Source organism: Escherichia sp. E4702 (assembly GCF_963883545.1).
Classification (GTDB): Bacteria; Pseudomonadota; Gammaproteobacteria; order Enterobacterales; family Enterobacteriaceae; genus Escherichia.
Genome location: NZ_CAWORF010000037.1, coordinates 1 through 21,649 on the forward strand (window position 1 = coordinate 1; position 21,649 = coordinate 21,649).

The window sequence follows — 21,649 nt, forward strand, 5'->3', positions numbered from 1 at the left end:
GTCGTGAGACAGGTTCGGTCCCTATCTGCCGTGGGCGCTGGAGAACGTGAGGGGGGCTGCTCCTAGTACGAGAGGACCGGAGTGGACGCATCACTGGTGTTCGGGTTGTCATGCCAATGGCACTGCCCGGTAGCTAAATGCGGAAGAGATAAGTGCTGAAAGCATCTAAGCACGAAACTTGCCCCGAGATGAGTTCTCCCTGAGACTTTAAGTCTCCTGAAGGAACGTTGAAGACGACGACGTTGATAGGCCGGGTGTGTAAGCGCAGCGATGCGTTGAGCTAACCGGTACTAATGAACCGTGAGGCTTAACCTTACAACGCCGAAGATGTTTTGGCGGATGAGACATCGATAAGTAAGCTTGATAACAGATTAAATTAACCGGCGATAAGCGGGTTAATAAAACAGAATTTGCCTGGCGGCCTTAGCGCGGTGGTCCCACCTGACCCCATGCCGAACTCAGAAGTGAAACGCCGTAGCGCCGATGGTAGTGTGGGGTTTCCCCATGCGAGAGTAGGGAACTGCCAGGCATCAAATTTAGCGTGCTGATATGGCTCAGTTGGTAGAGCGCACCCTTGGTAAGGGTGAGGTCCCCAGTTCGACTCTGGGTATCAGCACCACTTTTTAGGTTAAAGTTCGGCAGATTAGAAAAGAATTTGTCTGGCGGCAGTAGCGCGGTGGTCCCACCTGACCCCATGCCGAACTCAGAAGTGAAACGCCGTAGCGCCGATGGTAGTGTGGGGTCTCCCCATGCGAGAGTAGGGAACTGCCAGACATCAAATAAAACAAAAGGCTCAGTCGGAAGACTGGGCCTTTTGTTTTATCTGTTGTTTGTCGGTGAACGCTCTCCTGACCAGGACAAATCCGCCGGGAGCGGATTTGAACGTTGCGAAGCAACGGCCCGGAGGGGGGCGGCAGGACGCCCGCCATAAACTGCCAGACATCAAGTCAAGCGAAAGGCCATCCGAAAGGATGGCCTTTTTGCTTTTCGAACTAACATTCAATTAATGGATAACCTGCGATAAAAATGCCCTCGTACGCTCCGATTTAGGATGCGCAAAAAATTCATCCGGTGCAGCTTGCTCCACGATTTCTCCGCGATCCATAAAAATCACTCGATCAGCGACAGTTCGCGCAAATCCCATTTCATGTGTTACACACAACATTGTCATACCCGACTGCGCCAGCCCAATCATCGTATCCAGCACTTCTTTCACCATCTCCGGATCGAGCGCTGACGTAGGTTCATCAAACAGCATGATCTTTGGTTTCATACAAAGTGACCGTGCTATGGCAACGCGTTGCTGCTGACCACCGGAGATCTGCCCGGGAAACTTCTGTGCATGTTCGGCAATTCTCACCCGCTCAAGGTAATGCATCGCCAGAGCTTCAGCCTCTTTCTTCGGCATCTTACGCACCCAAATCGGTGCCAGGGTACAGTTCTGTAGAACGGTCAGATGAGGGAAGAGATTGAAATGCTGAAAGACCATTCCCACTTCCTGCCTGACGCGCTCAATATTGCGGATATCTTCATTAAGTTCGATGCCATCTACCACGATCCGTCCCTGTTGATGTTCTTCCAGATGATTAATACAACGAATGGTTGTCGATTTACCGGAACCTGAAGGGCCACACAGAACGATCCGTTCGCCCGGTTGCACGGTTAAATTTATATTTTTCAAAACATGGAATTGTCCATACCATTTATTGACGTTTTCCAGCGTAATCATCGCGTTAGCAGGTTGCAGTAAAATTTGGCTCATAGTGTCCTCAATGCGGTGTACGCCCGGTGTTAAAACGTTTTTCCAGATGTTGGCTATAGCGCGACATGCTGAAACAGAAGATCCAGTAGATCAGTGCGGCGAAAACATACCCTTCTGTGGACATACCCAGCCAGGCGGGGTCAACGGTTGCCTGCTGAACGCTACTGAAAAGATCGAACAACCCGATGATGATCACCAGACTTGTGTCTTTGAATAGCGCGATGATGGTATTTACCAGTCCTGGAATCACCAGCTTCAGTGCCTGGGGCAGAATAACCAGCCCTTGAGTTTTCCAGTAACCCAACGCCAGCGACTCTGCCGCTTCGTATTGCCCTTTGGGCAGCGCCTGTAATCCGCCTCGCACGACTTCCGCAACGTATGCTGACTGAAACAGGATCACGCCGACCAACGCACGAATCAGTTTGTCGATGCTGGTGCCTTCCGCCATAAAGAGCGGCAGCATGACTGAAGACATAAACAGTACGGTAATCAGCGGTACGCCGCGCCAGAACTCGATAAAAATGACCGATAAGATACGCACAATCGGCATATGGGAGCGGCGACCTAACGCCAGTAAGATCCCCCACGGTAGCGCCCACGCAATCCCAACTGATGCAATAATTAAAGTTAGCGTCAGCCCGCCCCATTGCCGGGTTTCAACCCGCTCAAGACCAAAAAAACCGCCATACATCAGCCACCAGACAATCAGTGGGTAGATAACCGCCCAGACCGCAATATAGCGACCGCGATGCGGGAGTATTTTCCAGAACATTGGTGCGATAGACACAAGGCCAATCAGTAATGCCAGGTTAATTCGCCAGCGTTGGTCGTGTGGGTAAAGCCCATACATAAACTGACCAAATCGTTCGTGGATGAAGACCCAACAGGCACCGGCTTTTGTGCAGTCGGCACGCGTTGAGCCAACCCAGTTAGCCTGCAAAAATGCCCAGTTCAGCAACGGTGGGATCAGTTCCCACATCAACCATATGCAGCCAATAGTCAGCAGGCTATTGCCCCAGCTGGAGAACAGGTTTTTGCGCACCCATACCATAGCGCGGCTTGAGTTATGGCTCGCCGGGCGCGGGGGATGAGACAGCAATACTTTTGTCATCATGACTCCTTAGCGTTCAACGATCGCGATGCGGCGGTTATAGATATTCATCAGCAGCGAGATAGTCAGGCTGATAATCAGATAGACCGACATGGTCATGGCTATCGTCTCGATGGCTTGCCCCGTCTGGTTCAGCACGGTGCCAGCAAACAGCGAAACCATATCGGGATAGCCAATAGCGGCGGCAAGAGAGGAGTTTTTGACGATGTTGAGATACTGGCTGGTTAACGGCGGAATAATCACTCGCAGTGCCTGGGGAATAATGACCTGGCGTAGCGTAACTGGGTTGGGCAATCCCAGCGAGCGAGCCGCTTCATGTTGACCATAAGGCACTGCCTGGATCCCGGCGCGGATAATCTCGGCGATAAATGCAGAGGTATAAACCGAAAGTGCTAGCGTTAAGGCTGCCAGTTCAGGAATTAAAACCATCCCGCCGCGGAAATTAAAGCCTCGAAGGGCTGGGACATCCCAGTGTAGTGCTGCGCCAAAAAGCCATTGCGCCAGTAAAGGTAAACCAATGATCAACACAACGGCGCAAGGCCAGGTACGGCGCAGTTGTCCGGTCTTTATCTGGTGCGTTTTATTAAAACGGAATAGTCCAACAGAAATGGCTATAGCAATAACAACAGTCAGGATAAACGCAATAAATCCATCTCCCAGCTGCGGCGACGGAATATAGAGCCCACGATTGCTCAAAAAGGCGAGCTCAAACGCGCTCACTGCCTGGCGTGGTCCGGGCAAATTGCGCAACACGGCAAAGTACCAGAAGAAGATTTGCAGCAGCGGGGGAATATTACGGAAGATCTCAATATAAATTGTGGAAAGCTTTCGTAGCAGCCAGTTGTCCGAAAGTCTCGCCAGACCGATAAAGAAGCCCAGGACAGATGCGAATACGATACACAATGCTGAAACCAGTAGCGTATTGAGTAAGCCGACAATAAAAACGCGTCCGTAGGTATCGCCCTGCTGGTAATCGATCAAATGCTGGACGATCCCGAAGCCTGCGCCGCGATCCAGAAAGGCAAATCCTGATGTTATGCCGCGATTGTTTAGATTCGTCACGGTGTTGTGAAATAACCAACCAACAATGCCGACGACGGCAACAACGGCGAGGATCTGGAATAACCAGGCGCGAACCGTAGGGTTGGTAAAGGAGAGTGAGCCTTTAACGGTTGAGCGGCGATGGGGCATATAAACCTCGGAAACCATAACGCTGAAGAGAGCGCCGCCGTAGCGACGCCCGTTACCTCACACCGACTTAACGCACGGGCGGCGCGTACTGAATACCGCCGTTATTCCAGAGATTATTTTGCCCACGTTTAATTTTCAGCGGGCTTTCTGAACCTACATTACGCTCAAAAATTTCCGAGTAGTTACCCACCTGTTTGATGATGTTGTAAGCCCATTTATTATCCAGCTTCAGATCCTTGCCGTAATCGCCCTCTTTACCCAGCAGATGCGCCATATCAGGCGTAGCTGGATTAGCCGCTTTTTCATCAACGTTTTGCGAGTTAACGCCCATCTCTTCAGCATTCAGCATGGCGAAAAGCGTCCAGCGCACAATAGAGAACCATTCATCATCGCCACGACGGACGACCGGACCAAGCGGTTCTTTAGAGATAACTTCTGGCAGGACAATCCATTCGGCAGGATTACTTAATTTGATCCGCAGGGCATACAGTTGCGACTGATCCGAGGCCAGCGTATCGCAGCGGCCAGATTCCAGAGCCTTCGCTGATTCGTCTGAGCGATCGAAGGTTACTGGCGTGTACTTCATATTGTTTGCCTTGAAGTAATCGGCGACGTTGAGTTCGGTATCAGTCCCCGCCTGAATACAGACTGTTGCGCCATCCAGTTCTTTCGCGCTTTTTAATCCCGCTTTATCGTGCGTCAGGAAGCCAATGCCGTCGTAATAAGTGACGCCAGTAAATGCCATTCCCATTCCTGCGTCGCGGGATGAAGTCCAGGTCGTATTACGGGAAAGCAAATCCACTTCCCCTGACTGTAAAGCGGTGAAGCGTTCTTTTGCTGTGAGTGGGGTATATTTCACTTTCGTGTCGTCACCAAATACAGCAGCGGCAACACCACGACAAACATCTACATCAATACCTGAAAACTTACCGTCTGCATCGGCATAAGAGAACCCAGGTAATCCGTCACTGATCCCGCATTGCACAAACCCTTTATTCTTTACGGCATCAAGTGTCGCGCCAGCATGCGCCTGATTTGCAACGGCAAGCAGCACGCTGGCGGCAGCCAGTGTGGCTATCATCATCTTTTTCATAATGCTTCCTGTGAGGCGAAAATTATCGTTATAGGACGTTTGGGAAACGTCTTTTACCTGTCTGTGGCCATCCTTTTATAAGCAAAAGTAGTGCCAGCTTTTGCGCACGATTCCACGTCGCAATAAGCTGAGTGTAGACAGGAAATAATAAAAACATCGCCTCGCAATGGTGCGAAAATGAAACATACGCCACATTTTAGCGCAAAATATTTATTCGCATTTTACTAAGCAGGATAATGATTGTTAGCGTGAGCATGTGTTTTAAATGAGGGTAAAAACTAATGGATGTGTTATTTCGATAGTTCGAAATAAAATGCTAAATTAAAAGGGAATAAGCTAGCAGAATATAGTTGTATTTTATCTTACGGTGAGATTCTGTACCGTTAAACAGAGCGCGGAACTCCGCGCTCTGTTCAGTTATTTCGACAGAGCGATGATCCCCATCGTCAGGCCAGCAACAGCCGCTGCCCCGCCAGCAATAGCCCCAGCCGTTTCCCAGTTATCCTGAGTCGTACCTTTCATACAGGTATTGGTGTGAACCAGACGGCCCTGATCGTCATAAACCGGAACGCAGGGTGAATCGTGAGCGCAGCCCGCCAGCAATGCGGTGAGCAATGCGACAGGAATTAATCTTTTCATGGTGTTACCTCAGTAATAACGCTACCGCTTAATAAGCTAACTTTCTTATTAACGTGCTGAATTCCATTTTATCACCGGGAGTTATAATTATTGCGAGATGAATAATGACAAATTATGTGAATTGTAAAAATAATGAAGGGAGAAAGAATGAATGTACTCAATTCAAAAGTTAATGAATCATTAACTCATTAATTTTTATAGTTTTAACTGCAAATTACAAAGGCGTCCGAAGACGCCTTTGTGTCTTAAATTTACCCTTTAAAGCAACGGCGGATCACCACAAAGAACACGGGGACAAAGAAGATTGCCAGCAATGTTGCGGAAATCATGCCACCCATGACTCCAATCCCTACCGCGTTCTGCGCGCCGCTTCCCGCACCATTACTGATAGCCAGCGGCAATACGCCGAGAATAAAGGCGAGTGATGTCATCAGAATAGGACGAAGACGCATACGTACAGCCATCAGTGTCGCTTCAATGACACCTTTCCCCTCTTTCTCCATAAGGTCTTTGGCGAACTCAACAATCAAAATAGCGTTTTTAGCCGATAAGCCAATTGTCGTTAACAAGCCCACCATAAAATAAACGTCATTTTTCTGATTAAAGAGTGTCGCTGCCAGCAGCACGCCGACAATCCCTAACGGCACGACCAACATAACCGAGACAGGAATTGACCAGCTTTCATAGAGCGCCGCAAGGCACAGGAAAACGACCACGAATGAAATGGCTACCAGAGCAGGGGCCTGGTTACCTGACAAGCGTTCCTGATACGACATCCCCGTCCAGTCATAACCGATTCCGTTAGGTAGTTGTGAGGCGAGGCTTTCCATTAGAGACATCGCATCGCCGGAACTGGTGCCTGGCGCAGCTTCCCCCTGAATCTCCATGGAGGGTAGACCGTTGTAGCGTTCCAGACGCGGAGAACCATATACCCAATGTGAAGTGGTAAAGGTGGAGAATGGCACCATTTCGCCGTTAGCGCTGCGGACATAAAGTTTATCGACATCTTCTGGCAGCATACGGAATTTGGCATCCGCCTGAACATATACTTTTTTCACGCGGCCACGGTCGATGAAGTCGTTGACATACGTCCCGCCTAACGCTGTAGAAATGGTCTGATTAATGTCAGAAAGCGAAACGCCTAATGCCTGTGCTTTTTCCTGGTCAACTTCAAGTTTGAACTGCGCAGTATCTTCCAGTCCATTGGGGCGCACACTGACTAAGCTTTCAGGATGTTGCGCCGCCATGCCAAGCAACTGGTTGCGGGCATGGGTTAAGGCATCGTGACCAAGACCCGCCTGATCGATTAACTCAAAGTCGAAACCTGTTGCCGTACCCAGTTCAACAATGGCTGGCATATTGAATGGAATGACAAAACCGTCGCGGATTTTACTCAGTTCCATTTTGGCACGTTGGATTACCGCTTCCGCGCTATTTTCTTCGCCACTGCGCTCTTCCCACGGTTTAAGGCTGACAAAGGCCATCCCGGCGTTTTGCGCCTGACCGCTGAAGCTAAATCCATTGACTGTAAAGACACTTTCAACGTTCGCCTTCTCGTTCTTCAGATAGTAATCCGTCACTTCATCCAGTACTTTTTGTGTCCGCTCTTGCGTCGCGCCAGCGGGCAGTTGGATCATGGTCAGGAAGACACCCTGATCTTCTTCCGGCAAGAAAGAAGAAGGGAGGCGTAAAAACAGCACTACCATTCCGGCGACAATCAACGCATAGATCAGTAAATATCGCCCTGTGGAACCGAGGATTTTGCCAACGCTATTGGTGTAGTGATTAACACTATGATCGAAAGTGGTGTTAAACCAGCCGAAGAACCCCCCCTTATTTTCGTGATGCTCGGCAGAGACTGGTTTCAGCAATGTTGCACATAACGCGGGGGTGAGAATCAGTGCAACCAGTACTGAAAGCGCCATTGCTGAAACAATAGTGATAGAGAACTGTCGATAAATTGCCCCTGTTGAGCCACCGAAGAATGCCATCGGAATAAATACCGCCGACAGTACCATCGCGATACCTACCAGCGCGCCCTGGATTTGCGACATCGATTTTTCCGTCGCTTCTCTGGGGGGAAGTTTATCCTCCATCATTACGCGCTCGACGTTCTCCACAACGACTATCGCATCATCAACAAGAAGCCCGATGGCAAGCACCATCCCGAACATCGTTAGCGTGTTGATGGAGTAACCAAAAGCGGCGAGTATGGCAAATGTCCCTAACAACACGACAGGTACAGCAATGGTGGGTATCAATGTCGCCCGCATGTTCTGCAAGAACAGATACATCACCAGGAATACCAGGATAATGGCTTCAAACAGCGTTTTCACCACTTCCTGGATAGAAAGCTGGACGAAAGGCGTGGTGTCATAAGGGTAAAGAACCTTCATTCCCTGTGGGAAGAACGGCTGTAATTCTGCCAGTTTGGCCTTGATGGCTTTTGCGGTATCAAGTGCGTTAGCTCCCGTTGCCAGTTTAATGCCGAGGCCAGCCGCGGGTTTGCCGTTGATACGGGCGATAACGTTATAGTTTTCACCACCGAGTTCAATCCGTGCGACATCTTTCAGCCGCACTACCGAACCGTCGCTGTTCACGCGCAGGGTGACTTTGCCGAACTCTTCCGGATCTTTTAACCGTGTCTGGGCAATAATCGACGCGTTTAACTGCTGTCCTGGTAATGCCGGCGTGCCGCCTAACTGACCGGCCGCAATCTGGTCGTTCTGTACTTTCAACTGGTTAATGACATCAACCGATGTGAGTTTATATTTGTTCAGCAGATCGGCATCGAGCCAGATACGCATAGCGTACTGAGCACCGAACAGTTGCACGTCGCCAACGCCGTTCAGACGGCTAATGGTATCTTTGACGTTAGAGGCGATGTAGTCGGAAATATCGTCTTGCGTGGTACTTGGGTTATCAGAAACAAAACCAGCCACCATCAAAAAGCTGCTACTTGATTTCTCGACACTTATCCCCTGTTGCTGGACTTCCTGCGGCAGCAACGGTGTGGCGAGTTGAAGTTTGTTTTGTACCTGCACTTGCGCGATGTCTGGATCGGTCCCGGACTGGAAGGTGAGAGTAATTGTCACGCTACCGGCTGAATCGCTGGTGGAGGACATATACATCAGATTATCGATGCCGTTCATATTCTGTTCGATAACCTGTGTCACCGTATCCTGCACGGTTTGCGCATCAGCGCCCGGATAGTTTGCCGACACAGAAACAGCAGGCGGGGCAATGGTTGGATACTGGGCGACGGGCAATTGTAGGATCGCCAGTACGCCCGCCATCATCAGAATAATGGCCAGCACCCATGCAAATATTGGTCGTCGAATAAAAAAGTTTGCCATATCAGATTGCCTTACTTCGACGCAGTATCTGCGGGGGTATCGGTAGTGGCTTTAACCTGCTCTCCCGGGCGAGCTTTTTGCAGGCCGCTGACAATGACCTGATCACCCGCTTTTAGTCCTTCGCTAATCAGCCATTTATCGCCAATGGCCTGGCTGGCGACAACAGGACGCGCCTCAACCTGGCTTTTATCATTAACAATCAGCACGGTAGCGTCACCACGCGGCGTGCGGCTAACTCCCTGTTGCGGGATAAGAATAGCGTCAGGTTGTACACCTTCATCAATCCGTGCGCGCACAAACATACCTGGCAGAAGCGTGTTTTGCGGGTTAGGGAAAACCGCGCGCAGGGTAATGGAGCCGGTGCTTTCATCAACGGTTACATCAGAGAATTGCAGCGTGCCTTTCAGGGGATAGGTTTGACCGTTTTCCATGACCAGCTCTACGTTGCTGGTGGCGTTTTCCTTATGCAAATTCCCTTGCTCTACGGATTGCTTCAGTCTCATGAAGTCGTTGCTGGATTGGGTCACATCGACATAGATAGGATCGAGTTGCTGGACAGTCGCCAGTTCGGTCGTTTGCCCGTTAGTGACGAGAGCACCTTCGGTTACCGAAGATTTGCCGATACGCCCGCTAATTGGCGCAGTCACTTTGGTATAAGCGAGATTGATGCGGGCGCTTTCGACCGTGGCTTTTGCGGCTATGACGGTAGCATCGGCCTGACGAGCATCAGCAATCGCCTGATCGTACTCCTGCTGGCTGATGTATTTCGTACCCACAAGCGGAACATAACGTTTTACCGTCAAATGCGCGATGGACGCGGCAGCTTCGCATTTCGCCAGTTCGCCTTTCGCGCTGTCATAACTTGCCTGATAAGTGGCCGGATCGATCTGGTACAGGGACTGGCCAGCTTGCACATCGCTGCCTTCAGTGAAATTACGATTCAGCACTATCCCGCTAACCTGCGGGCGAACCTCGGCAATACGGAAAGCATTAGTACGGCCTGGTAATTCAGTTTTAACTTCTAACGGGGCAGTATTCACAACATGAACGGTAACCTGCGGTTCACCGACGTGAGCTTTCTCTTCTCCCTTATCGTTACAACCCGCAATTAACGCTGCGGAGATCATGATAAAGGAGGGCAGGAGGAAAAACCTGGCATGTTTCGTCATTACTATTCCTCAAAAAACCAAAAGCGCGTTATTAGCCAGAAAAAGGCAACGCGTTAACTCGCAGAAATAAAAATACAGTTCGCTATCCTACAAATTATCGTCCGGCGATGTAAGGAATAGTTATGAATAGTCGCTATTCAAGGCACGTAAACACAAAAAGAGATTAATATTCTAATGTTCTCATTTGATGTGAGTTGAAAAGAATGGAAGCATTTTAACGCAAAGTGAAATATACATTTATTAAGTAAATATATTATCGATAAACAATAGATTTTACTTATTTGACGATTGGTAGCAGATGGGATTTAGCTTCTCGTATAAATAAACATTAGGTGATACATTACTTCTCGCTGTTTCCCTTATGTTGAATATATTTATTCCTTGAATGATTAATCATGGCAAAAAGAACCAAAGCTGAAGCCCTGAAGACCAGGCAAGAACTGATTGAAACCGCCATCGCCCAGTTTGCGCAGTATGGCGTAAGCAAGACGACGCTCAATGACATCGCCGACGCCGCCAACGTCACGCGTGGCGCAATCTACTGGCACTTCGAAAACAAGGCTCAACTGTTTAACGAGATGTGGCTGCAACAGCCTTCATTGCGTGAGTTAATCCAGGAACGTTTAACGGAAGGGTTAGAACATGATCCTTTCCTGCAATTGCGTGAAAAACTGATTGTTGGCTTGCAATATATTGCCGAAATTCCCCGCCAGCAGGCGTTACTGCAAATCTTATATCACAAGTGTGAATTTAGTGATGAAATGCTGGCCGAGGCAGTAATACGTGAAAAGATGGGCTTTAATCCACAGATTCTGCGTGAAGTATTACAAGCATGTCAGCAACAGGGGGATATAGCTAAAAGCCTCGACTTAGACGTCGTAATGATTATTATTGATGGTGCCTTCAGCGGTATTGTTCAAAACTGGTTAATGAATATAGCGGGTTACGATCTTTATAAACAAGCACCCGCACTGGTCGATAACGTATTAAGAATGTTCATGCCAGATGAAAACATAACGAAATTAATTCATCAACCGAATGAATTAAGTGTCATATAAATTCACATTCTGTCGTGAAAATTCAGTTCGTCACAGTTAACCAGTTTTAGTGGATTAACTGAGTTCATATTGCGGCATTTGTCTGTTTCTGTTGCCAGCAGTTCAATCCACTGCATCAGTAAAGTATCAAACAGAAAAACGAAGACAGCGAAAACGACGAGCCACCAATACTTGCGAATCATTACCTGAGCCTGTGCATGTTTAACCAAGTCTGGCAGGAAATATACACGAAATGAATAATCTGAAAACCAGGCTTACACTTCCTTTACTTTGCAATGAGATCGGGGTCAACTTCGCTGATCCGGCTTCGTTTTGACAGGTTGCCGGTCTTTCTTTTTTTCACTTTCGCCAGCTCTTCCATGGAGTAATGTGACGCGACATCCAGTCGGCGTAGCCCCATCTTGATGTACTCGCTGTTAATCTCAATACCAATGAATTTTCGCCCGGTCGCGATGGCGACGGCACCGGTGGTGAAGCTACCAGCAAACGGATCGAGAACGACATCGCCAGGGTTAGAAGAGGCGAGAATAATGCGCTTCAGTAAAGCTTCAGGCTTTTGCGTCGGATGGTTTTCATATTCATCCATCAAATAACGTACGCGTGGAAAATCCCAGACGTTACCTGGCACTTTTTGATGATTGTAAGGTTGTGGGGGATTTTTGCGATAGTCGATTAATGCACGCTGTGCTCCGGTTTTGGCTTCTACCAGAATAGCATCGCTGTTAAAGGTGTAGTTCTTTGCGTCTTTCACCATCATCAGGATGGGTTCATACATGGAGCCGTAATATTTTTTGGCCTGAACGCCGGAGCTGTCATACGACCAGACGATGCGACTTTTGATGGTAAAAAGCTGGCGGCACTGGAGGTCAATAAAGGGCATGTTTTCCGTGCTGTTCATGATGTACATGCTGCCCTGTTTTTTCAGAACGCGGTGGCACTCTGTAATCACTTCAAATAGCCAGTTAATAAACAGATCTTCTTTCCACGCTTCGATCAGGCCATCGAAATTTTTACCGATGTTATAAGGCGGGTCAGCAAAGATTAGATCAACACTTTCTGCGGGTATCTTTTTAAGTTCAGCTAATGCATCACCGTGGATAATGGTCTTTGCATTGTCGCCAAACCTGGTGGGTTCACATCCTGTTCTCATGGTCACTCCCTTTGCGACACCTATAAAAAAGGCGCTTCCCCATGCCGAGTAGCGCCTTTTAATCAAGCAATTAGCTAACCTGAATTAGTTCATGCCGTACTTTTTCAATTTTTTACGCAGCGTACCACGGTTGATGCCCATCATCAGCGCAGCACGGGTCTGGTTACCACGGGTGTATTGCATCACCATGTCCAACAGGGGCTGTTCTACTTCAGCCAGTACCAGCTCATAGAGGTCATTAACATCCTGACCGTTCAGTTGAGCAAAATAGTTCTTCAGTGCCTGTTTAACCGAGTCACGCAGGGGTTTTTGGGTTACCTGATCCTGAGAGTTAACGGTAGAAACGGTCAGTACGTCAGAATTTACGCGTTGTTCGAACATAGTTCTGTCAGCTCTTTATTTCTGTTTACGCAAAATTTTCGAAGTATGCCTCCAACGCCTCCAGCTGTTCGCTGGCATCCTCAATGGCGTTGAATGTGCGCCGAAACTGGTCATTTGGAGCGTGTTCCTGGAGATACCAGGAAACGTGTTTACGTGCAATTCGGTACCCTTTTGCCGGACCATAAAAGTCATGCAGTTCCCGAACGTGCGCGCAAAGCAAGCGCTTAACCTCTGCCAAAGGCAGCGGGGGCAGCAACTCCCCAGTGTCCAGATAATGCTGGATTTCCCGAAAGATCCAGGGTCTTCCCTGAGCTGCGCGGCCTATCATCAGAGCATCCGCCCCTGTATAGTCGAGCACAGCTCTGGCTTTAAGCGGGTCAGTAATGTCGCCATTCGCGATAACCGGAATGGAAACTTTCTGCTTAACTGCCCGAATACTGTCGTATTCAGCTTCTCCATTGAACAAACAGGCGCGTGTACGGCCATGAATGGTCAGAGCCTGAATGCCACAGTCTTCAGCCAGTTGGGCAATCTCTTCGCAGTTACGGTGTTCCGGCGCCCAGCCGGTGCGAATCTTCAGGGTAACAGGAACGTCCACTGCATTGACGACCTCGGTAAGGATCGATTTAACGACATCCGGGTACTGCAAGAGGGCTGAACCTGCAAGCTTGCGATTCACTTTTTTAGCCGGGCAACCCATATTGATATCAATAATCTGGGCACCGCTTTCCACGTTAATACGTGCTGCATCTGCCATTTCTTTCGGATCGCTACCGGCAATTTGCACGGTGCGAATACCGGGTTCATCAATGTGCACCATCCGTAAACGAGATTTGTCGCTTTCCCAAACCTGAGGGTTAGAAGACATCATCTCGGATACTGTCAATCCGGCTCCCATCTCGTAGCACAACGTCCGAAAAGGTCTGTCTGTAATGCCAGCCATGGGCGCTGCGATCAGGCGATTTCTGAGCTGATATTGTCCGATGCGCATGAGTTAAGAAATGACCATACTGTGACTGCAAGGCGGCGTATATTACGCATTTTTTGCACGAGATGAAAGGCCAAACTTTGACCAATCCTCTGAGATGGATCAAAGAATTGCATTTAAAATGAACTCGTCGGAATAATTAATCATAAAAATCATCACATTAGAAATAAGTGATTAAAATTCGCACTCAAAGAAATTTGAGTAAGTTCTCAATTTTTCTTTATGAATGAAAATTTTGGCACGCAAATTTGCCTAAATAATCAGCAAAATTACGTGCCTTTTGTGACGTTGCTCGCACTTCTCTCTACATCACTATGCCGCATTCTGGCGGTTAATTCTTACGACCAGTAATGCGACACCACTCTTCTTTTTCCACGACCGGGTCCAGAACGAAGCTGTCGGCATAAGCTTCACAAACGCTCTCCGCCTGGCTTGCCAGAATACCGGAAAGGCCCAGCAAACCGCCTGAAACCGGCAGGACGCTGATTAACGGTGACAGTTCACGTAACGGGCCTGCGAGGATGTTAGCGACCACCACGTCGGCTTTCATCGCTTCAGGCTGATCTTTGGGTAAGTAGAGTTCCAGACGCTCAGAAACGCCATTACGTTCGGCGTTGTCGCGGCTGGCCTGAATGGCCTGCGGATCGATATCAATACCAATGGCTTTTGCTGCGCCCAGTTTCAGTGCCGCGATTGCCAGAATGCCGGAGCCACAGCCAAAATCGATGACCGTTTTACCGGTTAAATCGAGGCTGTCGAGCCATTGCAGGCACAGAGAGGTGGTTGGATGAGTCCCAGTACCAAACGCCAGGCCCGGGTCTAACATCACGTTGACGGCGTTTTCGTCTGGCACATCACGCCAGCTTGGGCAGATCCACAAACGTTCACCAAAGCGCATTGGGTGGAAATTGTCCATCCATTCGCGCTCCCAGTCTTTATCTTCCAGTTGTTCGATTTTGTGCGCGAAGCCGGCGCCGAGCAGCGGATGATTCTCCAGAATCGCCACGACTTCATTCATGTCGGTTTCAGCATCAAACAAACCAATCACATCGGTGTCGCCCCACAGGCGCGTTTCGCCCGGCAGCGGCTCAAATACTGGCGTATCGTGGGTATCCTGAAAAGTAATAGATACGGCACCTGCTTCCATCAGCGCATCGCTAAGATCTTCAGCGTTCGCGCCGGTGGTGTTCAGTTTCAGTTGGATCCAAGGCATGGCAAAACTCTTTATTTATCAGTAGTCAAAACGGTAGCTTGCGGGACGGATGTACCGAAACGGTTTCCGACCAGGAAAGCCAGCAAACTTAGTAGTAACGAGGGCACGATAGGGTGGAAGCCCAGGTACTGAATATTCAGCGTCGCGAGTACGGCATACAGCACGCCGCCAACGATCATCGCACTTAGCGCGCCTTTAGCGTTGGCGCGTTCCCAGTAAAGGCCCAGCACCAGCGGCCACAGGAAAACGGCTTCCAGCCCACCGAAGGCCAGCAAATTCAGCCAGATGATCATTTCTGGCGGCTTCCAGGCGGCAAGCAGCAGTAACGCACCGAGAACTAACGTAATTACCGCCGACATCCGCTTCAGACGCGTCTCGTTTTGCATTTGATCCGGACGGATATTCAGATAGAGATCTTTAATGATCGTAGCGGAACTTTGCAGCAACTGGGCGTTGATCGTCGACATGATCGCAGCCATCGGTGCTGCAAGGAAGATCCCGGCAGCAAACGGTGGCAGCACTTTTACCATCAACGTCGGGATCACCAGATCCGGTACGGTGAGATCGGGGATCACTGCACGACCTAACGCTCCGGCCAGGTGCATACCGAACATCAGGATTGCGACTACAATCGTCCCGATGATAATCCCCCGATGCACTGCTTTGCTGTCTTTATAAGAGATACAGCGCACCGCAGTATGCGGCAGGCCAATAACGCCAAAGCACACCAGTACCCAGAACGACGTCATAAAGGCAGGTGACAGAATATCGTCAGCACCTTGTGGCGTAACCAGCTGTGGATCGATGGTTTGCAGCGTCTCTACCGCGTTGCTTAAGCCGCCAGCGGCATGTACCACGCCGACCAGCAGCACAATGGTGCCAACCAGCATCACCAGACCTTGCATGGTGTCGTTCAGCACACTGGCGCGAAAGCCGCCAAAGGCGGTATATAACGCAATACTGATACCGAAAATCAGCAGCCCGGTTTCATAAGGAATACCCGCCGCGGTTTCCAGCAGACGTGCACCGCCGATAAATTGCACGGTCATCGCACCAACGAACGCAACCAGCAAACTCAAACTCGCCAACCACACCAGAAGACGACTCTGGTAGCGGGCAAACAGCATATCGTTCAGCGTCACCGCATTGTAGCGGCGCGCAAGAATCGCGAACTTCTTGCCGAGAATACCGAGCGAAAGCCAGACCGCAGGAAGCTGAATCATCGCCAGCAATACCCAACCCAGGCCGTATTTATAAGCAGCGCCTGGCCCGCCGATAAACGAACTGGCACTGATATAGGTCGCGGTGAGCGTCATCGCCAGCACAATACCGCCCATGGAACGGCTGCCGAGGAAATACTCATTGAGGAAGGTGCCGGTGCTCCGTTTACGCATCGCATAAACAGAGATACCGAACACCACCACCAGATAGGCGACCAGCGGTAGAATCACTTCAAGCTGCATCGTCATCCTCCAACGGGATATCGCGATAGATAAATTTCACCATCGCCCAGCACAGTCCAATAAACAGCAGCGGCGTCAGGATGCAGGCCATCTCAAACCAGCGCGGAAAGCCGGTAAAACCGGGGGCAACGCCAGGTAAGTAAGCTGCTACTAACCATACCGCCAGATACAAAAGGGTCAGCCCCAGCGCCCAGCGCGCCTCTTTATGGGCCTGAACAAAACGAGTGTCCATTTTTTGTCCCTGATGGGTGAAGAAAGCGGGGATTGTACCTTATGGGGATTGTCGATCCCCAGTAATAAAAAAGGCCGGAAAATCCGGCCTTTTGACGCTTTTGCAGTCTTATTTTTCCTGAAGACCGAGTTTTTTCTCCAGATAGTGGATGTTAGTACCACCATGCTGGAAGTTCTCGTCGTTCATGATGCGGATCTGCAAATCAACGTTGGTTTTGATACCGTCGATGATCAGTTCCTGCAGCGCATTCTTCATGCGGGCAATCGCCACGTCACGGTTTTCACCGTAGCAAATCAGCTTACCGATCATTGAGTCATAGTACGGCGGCACGGTGTAGCCCGCGTAGATATGAGACTCCCAACGCACGCCAAAACCGCCTGGCGCGTGGAAACGGGTGATTTTGCCCGGGCTTGGCAGGAAGGTGTTCGGATCTTCGGCGTTGATACGGCACTCTACCGCATGGCCGCGAACGTGAACTTCTTCTTGCTTGATCGACAGCGGTTGACCGGCAGCGATACGCAGCTGTTCTTTGATCAGGTCAACGCCAGTGATCATTTCGGTAACCGGGTGTTCTACCTGAATACGGGTGTTCATTTCGATGAAATAGAACTCGCCGTTTTCGAACAGGAACTCGAATGTACCTGCACCGCGATAGCCGATATCAACACACGCTTTAGCGCAACGTTCGCCGATGTAGCGACGCAGTTCCGGGGTAATGCCCGGTGCTGGCGCTTCTTCGACCACTTTCTGGTGGCGGCGCTGCATGGAGCAGTCACGTTCCGCCAGATAGATAGCGTTGCCCTGACCGTCAGCCAGCACCTGAATCTCGACGTGGCGAGGATTTTCCAGGTATTTCTCCATGTAAACCATATCGTTGCTGAAAGCAGCTTTCGCTTCCGCACGGGTCATGGAGATAGATTGTGCCAGTTCAGCGTCGCCGCGCACTACACGCATACCGCGACCGCCGCCGCCGCCGGAGGCTTTGATTATTACCGGATAACCAATGCGTTTAGCAATGGCGCGGTTTTTATCCATATCATCGCCCAGCGGGCCGTCAGAACCTGGTACGCAAGGAACGCCCGCTTTTTTCATCGCGGCGATTGCGGATACTTTGTCGCCCATCAGGCGAATGGTTTCTGCTTTCGGGCCGATGAAGATAAAGCCGGAGCGTTCAACCTGCTCGGCAAAATTGGCGTTCTCGGAGAGGAAGCCGTAACCCGGATGGATTGCTACTGCGCCGGTGATTTCAGCGGCGCTGATGATTGCCGGGATGTTCAGATAACTTTTTACTGACGGAGCAGGGCCGATACAGACCGTTTCATCTGCCAGTAATACGTGTTTTAGATCGCGATCCGCGCTGGAGTGCACAGCGACAGTCTTGATGCCCAGTTCTTTACAGGCACGAAGAATACGCAATGCAATCTCGCCGCGGTTGGCAATAACAATTTTATCCAGCATGTTCGCCTCGTTACTCGATGACGACCAGCGGCTCGTCAAATTCTACCGGTTGTCCACTTTCGACCAGAATTGCTTTCACAGTACCGGATTTGTCTGCTTCGATCTGGTTCATCATTTTCATGGCTTCAACGATGCACAGGGTATCGCCCACGTTCACTTTCTGACCCACTTCGATGAACGCTTTCGCGTCCGGGCTTGGGGTGCGGTAGAAAGTACCAACCATTGGGGAACGTACGATGTGACCACTGATTTCCGCTGCTGCTGGCGCTTCCATGGAAGGAACGGTCGCCGGAGCGGCTGCGTTAGATTGAGCTGGCTGCTGCATCATTGGTGCAGCGTAAGCTTGTTGCATCATCGGGAAACTTGCGGCAGGTGCTGCACGGCTGATGCGTACTGACTCTTCGCCTTCAGAAATTTCCAGTTCAGAGATGCCTGATTCTTCAACCAGCTCGATCAGTTTTTTAATCTTACGAATATCCATGAGTGGGTTCCGTACTCTTTGTTTAGTGTGATTGTGACAGGCGTTTCACCGCCGTCTGTAAAGCGTATGCCCCGACAGCTGTATGCATAGCGGTAAATTCCAGCAGGCCGGGACGCCGGTCTATTTTGCCCCAGAGTGTCAATGTGAGACTTGACGGACATTGTGCAGCGATCTGCTGCTATCCTCCGGCAAAAAACAAAATATACCTTCGTTGCGCCATTGTCACCTTTTCAGCAGCTTAAAAGCTGCCTCAGGGAGAACGAGGTCGCACATTATAACGATTTCGTAGCAAATGGCAGCTAAATACTGGTCTTATCAGGGAAGATAATCAACAGCTAACATGTAAATAACTTTCAACGTCGCGTAATTTGCAATAAGCCGCACAGTTCACGAAATTAGCGCCACCATTGACGGAACTTCTTATAACGTAAGGCTAAAAGCAGTAATGCCAGCCCGGCGTAGATGATCGGCTGCGGTGAGATAACCTTCACTGACCACAGATAATGTATGGGGGCCAGGATCGCGACAAGATAGACGAAGTTATGTAACTGTTGCCAGTGTTTGCCTAGTTTTCGCTGCATCGCTTGTGTAGACGTGAATGCTAAAGCAAGCAAAATCAACCAACTGATAATACCCAGAGTTAAATAAGGTCGGGTGATTAATTCCTGACCGAATAACGCCAGGTTGTTCACGCCAAGTTCCAGCAATGCATAACTGGTTAAGTGCAGCGTCGCCCAGGCGAAACACCATAAACCTAACAGGCGGCGGGTGCGTATCAATAATGGCTGCTTAGCGTAGCGCGCCAGCGGGGTAATTAACAACGTCGCCAATAAAAATTTCAGCGCAGTCCGACCGGTAAAATGCTGAATATCTTTCACCGGGTCGGCACTTAGTCCGCCATGATTGATTGCCCAAACCAGCCAGACAAACGGCAAAAATCCGGCAAGATGCAGGCAAAATTTCAGCCAGGTAACCTGTTTTGCAGTCAAACGCACTTAGAAGTTCTCCCGTAGATCCAGTCCGCGATAAAGTGACGCGACTTCATCGGCGTAGCCGTTAAATAGTAGTGTCGGTTGGCGTTGCACATCCAGGATGCCGCCTGAACCGATAAATCGCTCAGTGGCCTGCGACCAGCGAGGGTGATCAACATGCGGATTAACGTTGGCGTAAAAGCCGTATTCGTTGGGGGCCGAAAGATTCCAGGTGGTTGGTGGGCGTTCTCGGGTCAGCTTAATGCTCACTATCGACTTGATGCCTTTAAAGCCATATTTCCATGGCACAATCAGGCGTATCGGCGCGCCATTTTGCGGCGGTAGCGCCTTGCCGTAGACGCCGACGGTCATCAGCGTGAGCGGATGCATTGCTTCGTCGAGACGTAATCCTTCTACATAGGGATATTTCAGACCGCCGCCGATAAACCTGTCCTGCTGGCCGGGCATTTGTTCCGGTGCATAAATTGTTTCGAAAGCGACGTACTTCGCGTTGCTGGTCGGCTCTGCCAGCGCCAGCAGTTTATGCAGCGGAAAACCAATCCACGGCACCACCATCGACCACGCTTCCACGCAGCGCATCCGGTAAATCCGCTCTTCTAACGGGAATCGACGGGTTAGCGCATCGTGGTCGAGGGTTAACGGTTTACTGACTTCACCACTGATTTTCAACGTCCACGGATCGGTTTTCAGGCTGCCAGCATTCGCGGCGGGATCGGCTTTATCCAGCCCAAATTCATAGAAATTGTTGTAGCCGGAAACTTTATCTTCCGGTGTCAGTGGCAGGTTATTTTGCCAGGCAGCAGGCTTGCTGAACTCCAGGGGTTTTCCGGCAGGCGCGGGCGGGCGATCGTTCCCTTTGAACCAGCCAAGCAAATCCGCGTGGGCGGCATTTGGTAAAGAGAGGGCGGCGGCGCTGATGCCTAATGCTTTCAGGATCTGGCGCCGTTGCATAAAAAAAGCCGATTCGGCAGTAATGTCTGCGTCGGTGTATTTGCGGTTTATGATTGCATCCTCCAGCTAGCTTTTTTTAAGCATGGTGGAGGCAGGCATTAATGCAAGGTTTCTTCCCAGCGAAAGAATTGACCGTTCCGACGAGTAAATATCTGCGTTGTCAGAGAATGCTCATCTTCGCGATAGAGTTGTTCAGTTATCTGACGCAATGCAGTGATATTCGACGACTCGTCTGCATGGGTAAAAAATAACTTCCCGCGGGAAGGAATCGTCACCAAAAGTTCGCCACATGCAGGATCGGGGTTTTGTGCCCAAAGATCATCAAGTAACAGCAGGCTGGATTCATAGGTTCCCCCAGCCGAGAGAGCCACAACCTTACCGCCAATAGCTTCCTCATCCAGCATTTCAGCACTAATTTCAGGCAGTATTTGCATGAGATTACTGATAGCTTCGCTGCGGTCAATTGTGACTTCATGGCGCATCAGGAAGCGCATGGTTTCGCTACTATCTTCAGCAAAGAGGATAATTAACTCATCATTAAATGCTTCCCAGGCAAAATCCAGAGAGGCGTTGAGGATTTCTGGATCTGACTCATACTGGCTAAGCTGTTGGCGAACGGTATCCAGCCAGGCTTTTTCTTTGATAACCGGGATGACGCATGGTCCTGACGGTAATGTTTCTACAAGCTGTTTGAGCATATCCTCCGCCACCTTTTCGAGAGGATCGGGTGCTGCCAGATAGCGTTTATAGGCCTCGTCAAGCGTGATTTCCAGCGTTTGGTTGCCAGTATCAATACGCATCAATTTATGGTTAGTTGAAATCATGACTTTCCAGTGCGGATAGCGATTCAACACTTCATGACCAAGATGTTCAACGAATGCCGTCCTGCTAACGGCTTTTCCTGTTAACCGGTTGAAAAACGATTTCAAAATGAGTTCCCTCTCAAAGGATCCTGTGTTGA

20 protein-coding genes, 1 tRNA gene and 3 rRNA genes are annotated in these 21,649 nt (G+C 49.9%); 5 read left to right on the forward strand and 19 right to left on the reverse strand.

Features of this window, described 5'->3' with window-relative positions:
* From AACU94_RS23085 to rrf (AACU94_RS23100), 4 genes are all read left to right on the forward strand, one after another.
* Positions 1 to 315, forward strand: a 23S ribosomal RNA gene (locus AACU94_RS23085); the annotation flags it as partial.
* A 98-nt stretch (positions 316 to 413) separates the two neighbouring features.
* Positions 414 to 529 (forward strand): 5S ribosomal RNA (rrf, locus tag AACU94_RS23090).
* Between the two features lie 14 nt (positions 530 to 543).
* A tRNA-Thr gene (locus tag AACU94_RS23095) sits at positions 544 to 619 on the forward strand.
* 39 nt (positions 620 to 658) lie between these two features.
* Positions 659 to 774: ribosomal RNA gene (gene rrf, locus AACU94_RS23100) — 5S ribosomal RNA — on the forward strand.
* Positions 775 to 1,003: 229 nt separating this feature from the next.
* Here the strand turns inward: rrf (AACU94_RS23100) and AACU94_RS23105 are convergent.
* The 7 genes from AACU94_RS23105 to acrE form a co-directional block, all read right to left on the reverse strand.
* A complete protein-coding gene (locus AACU94_RS23105; RefSeq protein WP_000078344.1) occupies positions 1,004 to 1,762 on the reverse strand; it encodes an amino acid ABC transporter ATP-binding protein in 759 nt (252 codons plus the stop codon).
* Positions 1,763 to 1,769: 7 nt separating this feature from the next.
* Positions 1,770 to 2,873: an amino acid ABC transporter permease gene (locus tag AACU94_RS23110; protein ID WP_135488699.1), complete on the reverse strand. Its 1,104-nt coding sequence runs from the start codon at positions 2,871 to 2,873 to the stop codon at positions 1,770 to 1,772.
* A gap of 9 nt (positions 2,874 to 2,882) precedes the next feature.
* A complete protein-coding gene (locus AACU94_RS23115; RefSeq protein ID WP_130223718.1) occupies positions 2,883 to 4,064 on the reverse strand; it encodes an amino acid ABC transporter permease in 1,182 nt (393 codons plus the stop codon).
* A gap of 67 nt (positions 4,065 to 4,131) precedes the next feature.
* Positions 4,132 to 5,157: an amino acid ABC transporter substrate-binding protein gene (locus AACU94_RS23120; RefSeq protein ID WP_130236995.1), complete on the reverse strand. Its 1,026-nt coding sequence runs from the start codon at positions 5,155 to 5,157 to the stop codon at positions 4,132 to 4,134.
* A gap of 417 nt (positions 5,158 to 5,574) precedes the next feature.
* Positions 5,575 to 5,796 (reverse strand): membrane protein, encoded by a 222-nt coding sequence (locus tag AACU94_RS23125; RefSeq protein ID WP_000825639.1) that lies wholly within the window; start codon positions 5,794 to 5,796, stop codon positions 5,575 to 5,577.
* A 251-nt stretch (positions 5,797 to 6,047) separates the two neighbouring features.
* A complete protein-coding gene (gene acrF / locus AACU94_RS23130) occupies positions 6,048 to 9,152 on the reverse strand; it encodes a multidrug efflux RND transporter permease subunit AcrF (RefSeq protein WP_130204496.1) in 3,105 nt (1,034 codons plus the stop codon).
* A gap of 11 nt (positions 9,153 to 9,163) precedes the next feature.
* On the reverse strand, positions 9,164 to 10,321 hold the full coding sequence (acrE, locus tag AACU94_RS23135; protein ID WP_135488695.1) for a multidrug efflux RND transporter periplasmic adaptor subunit AcrE: 1,158 nt from the start codon (positions 10,319 to 10,321) through the stop codon (positions 9,164 to 9,166).
* 395 nt (positions 10,322 to 10,716) lie between these two features.
* Here acrE and envR point away from each other — a divergent pair, with 395 nt between their 5' ends.
* Positions 10,717 to 11,379 carry an acrEF/envCD operon transcriptional regulator gene (gene envR / locus AACU94_RS23140; protein ID WP_135488696.1) on the forward strand — a complete coding sequence of 221 codons (663 nt, stop codon included), beginning with the start codon at positions 10,717 to 10,719 and terminating at the stop codon, positions 11,377 to 11,379.
* A 2-nt stretch (positions 11,380 to 11,381) separates the two neighbouring features.
* On the opposite strand, the gene AACU94_RS23145 is transcribed toward envR, so the two are convergent.
* The 12 genes from AACU94_RS23145 to AACU94_RS23200 form a co-directional block, all read right to left on the reverse strand.
* Positions 11,382 to 11,561: a DUF2556 family protein gene (locus AACU94_RS23145; protein WP_001527795.1), complete on the reverse strand. Its 180-nt coding sequence runs from the start codon at positions 11,559 to 11,561 to the stop codon at positions 11,382 to 11,384.
* A gap of 83 nt (positions 11,562 to 11,644) precedes the next feature.
* A complete protein-coding gene (gene yhdJ / locus AACU94_RS23150; RefSeq protein ID WP_130223726.1) occupies positions 11,645 to 12,529 on the reverse strand; it encodes an adenine-specific DNA-methyltransferase in 885 nt (294 codons plus the stop codon).
* An 84-nt stretch (positions 12,530 to 12,613) separates the two neighbouring features.
* Positions 12,614 to 12,910: a DNA-binding transcriptional regulator Fis gene (gene fis, locus AACU94_RS23155; protein ID WP_000462905.1), complete on the reverse strand. Its 297-nt coding sequence runs from the start codon at positions 12,908 to 12,910 to the stop codon at positions 12,614 to 12,616.
* Between the two features lie 25 nt (positions 12,911 to 12,935).
* A complete protein-coding gene (gene dusB, locus AACU94_RS23160) occupies positions 12,936 to 13,901 on the reverse strand; it encodes a tRNA dihydrouridine synthase DusB (RefSeq protein ID WP_001219652.1) in 966 nt (321 codons plus the stop codon).
* Positions 13,902 to 14,229: 328 nt separating this feature from the next.
* Positions 14,230 to 15,111, reverse strand: coding sequence for a 50S ribosomal protein L11 methyltransferase (gene prmA, locus AACU94_RS23165; protein WP_135488697.1), 882 nt, complete (start codon positions 15,109 to 15,111; stop codon positions 14,230 to 14,232).
* A gap of 11 nt (positions 15,112 to 15,122) precedes the next feature.
* Complete coding sequence (gene panF, locus AACU94_RS23170) at positions 15,123 to 16,574, reverse strand: sodium/pantothenate symporter (RefSeq protein ID WP_130219148.1); 1,452 nt, start codon at positions 16,572 to 16,574, stop codon at positions 15,123 to 15,125.
* Complete coding sequence (locus tag AACU94_RS23175) at positions 16,564 to 16,806, reverse strand: YhdT family protein (RefSeq protein WP_000381170.1); 243 nt, start codon at positions 16,804 to 16,806, stop codon at positions 16,564 to 16,566. The genes panF and AACU94_RS23175 overlap by 11 nt, the downstream gene beginning before the upstream one ends.
* Before the next feature lie 108 nt (positions 16,807 to 16,914).
* Positions 16,915 to 18,264, reverse strand: coding sequence for an acetyl-CoA carboxylase biotin carboxylase subunit (gene accC / locus AACU94_RS23180; protein ID WP_000884639.1), 1,350 nt, complete (start codon positions 18,262 to 18,264; stop codon positions 16,915 to 16,917).
* 10 nt (positions 18,265 to 18,274) lie between these two features.
* Positions 18,275 to 18,745 (reverse strand): acetyl-CoA carboxylase biotin carboxyl carrier protein, encoded by a 471-nt coding sequence (accB, locus tag AACU94_RS23185; protein ID WP_000354618.1) that lies wholly within the window; start codon positions 18,743 to 18,745, stop codon positions 18,275 to 18,277.
* A 395-nt stretch (positions 18,746 to 19,140) separates the two neighbouring features.
* The gene (gene msrQ / locus AACU94_RS23190) at positions 19,141 to 19,740 is read right to left on the reverse strand and encodes a protein-methionine-sulfoxide reductase heme-binding subunit MsrQ (protein ID WP_130259123.1); all 600 of its coding nucleotides are present in this window, start codon (positions 19,738 to 19,740) and stop codon (positions 19,141 to 19,143) included.
* The gene (gene msrP, locus AACU94_RS23195; protein WP_130223734.1) at positions 19,741 to 20,742 is read right to left on the reverse strand and encodes a protein-methionine-sulfoxide reductase catalytic subunit MsrP; all 1,002 of its coding nucleotides are present in this window, start codon (positions 20,740 to 20,742) and stop codon (positions 19,741 to 19,743) included.
* 44 nt (positions 20,743 to 20,786) lie between these two features.
* A complete protein-coding gene (locus AACU94_RS23200; RefSeq protein ID WP_130219154.1) occupies positions 20,787 to 21,617 on the reverse strand; it encodes a hypothetical protein in 831 nt (276 codons plus the stop codon).
* Between the last annotated feature and the right edge of the window lie 32 nt (positions 21,618 to 21,649).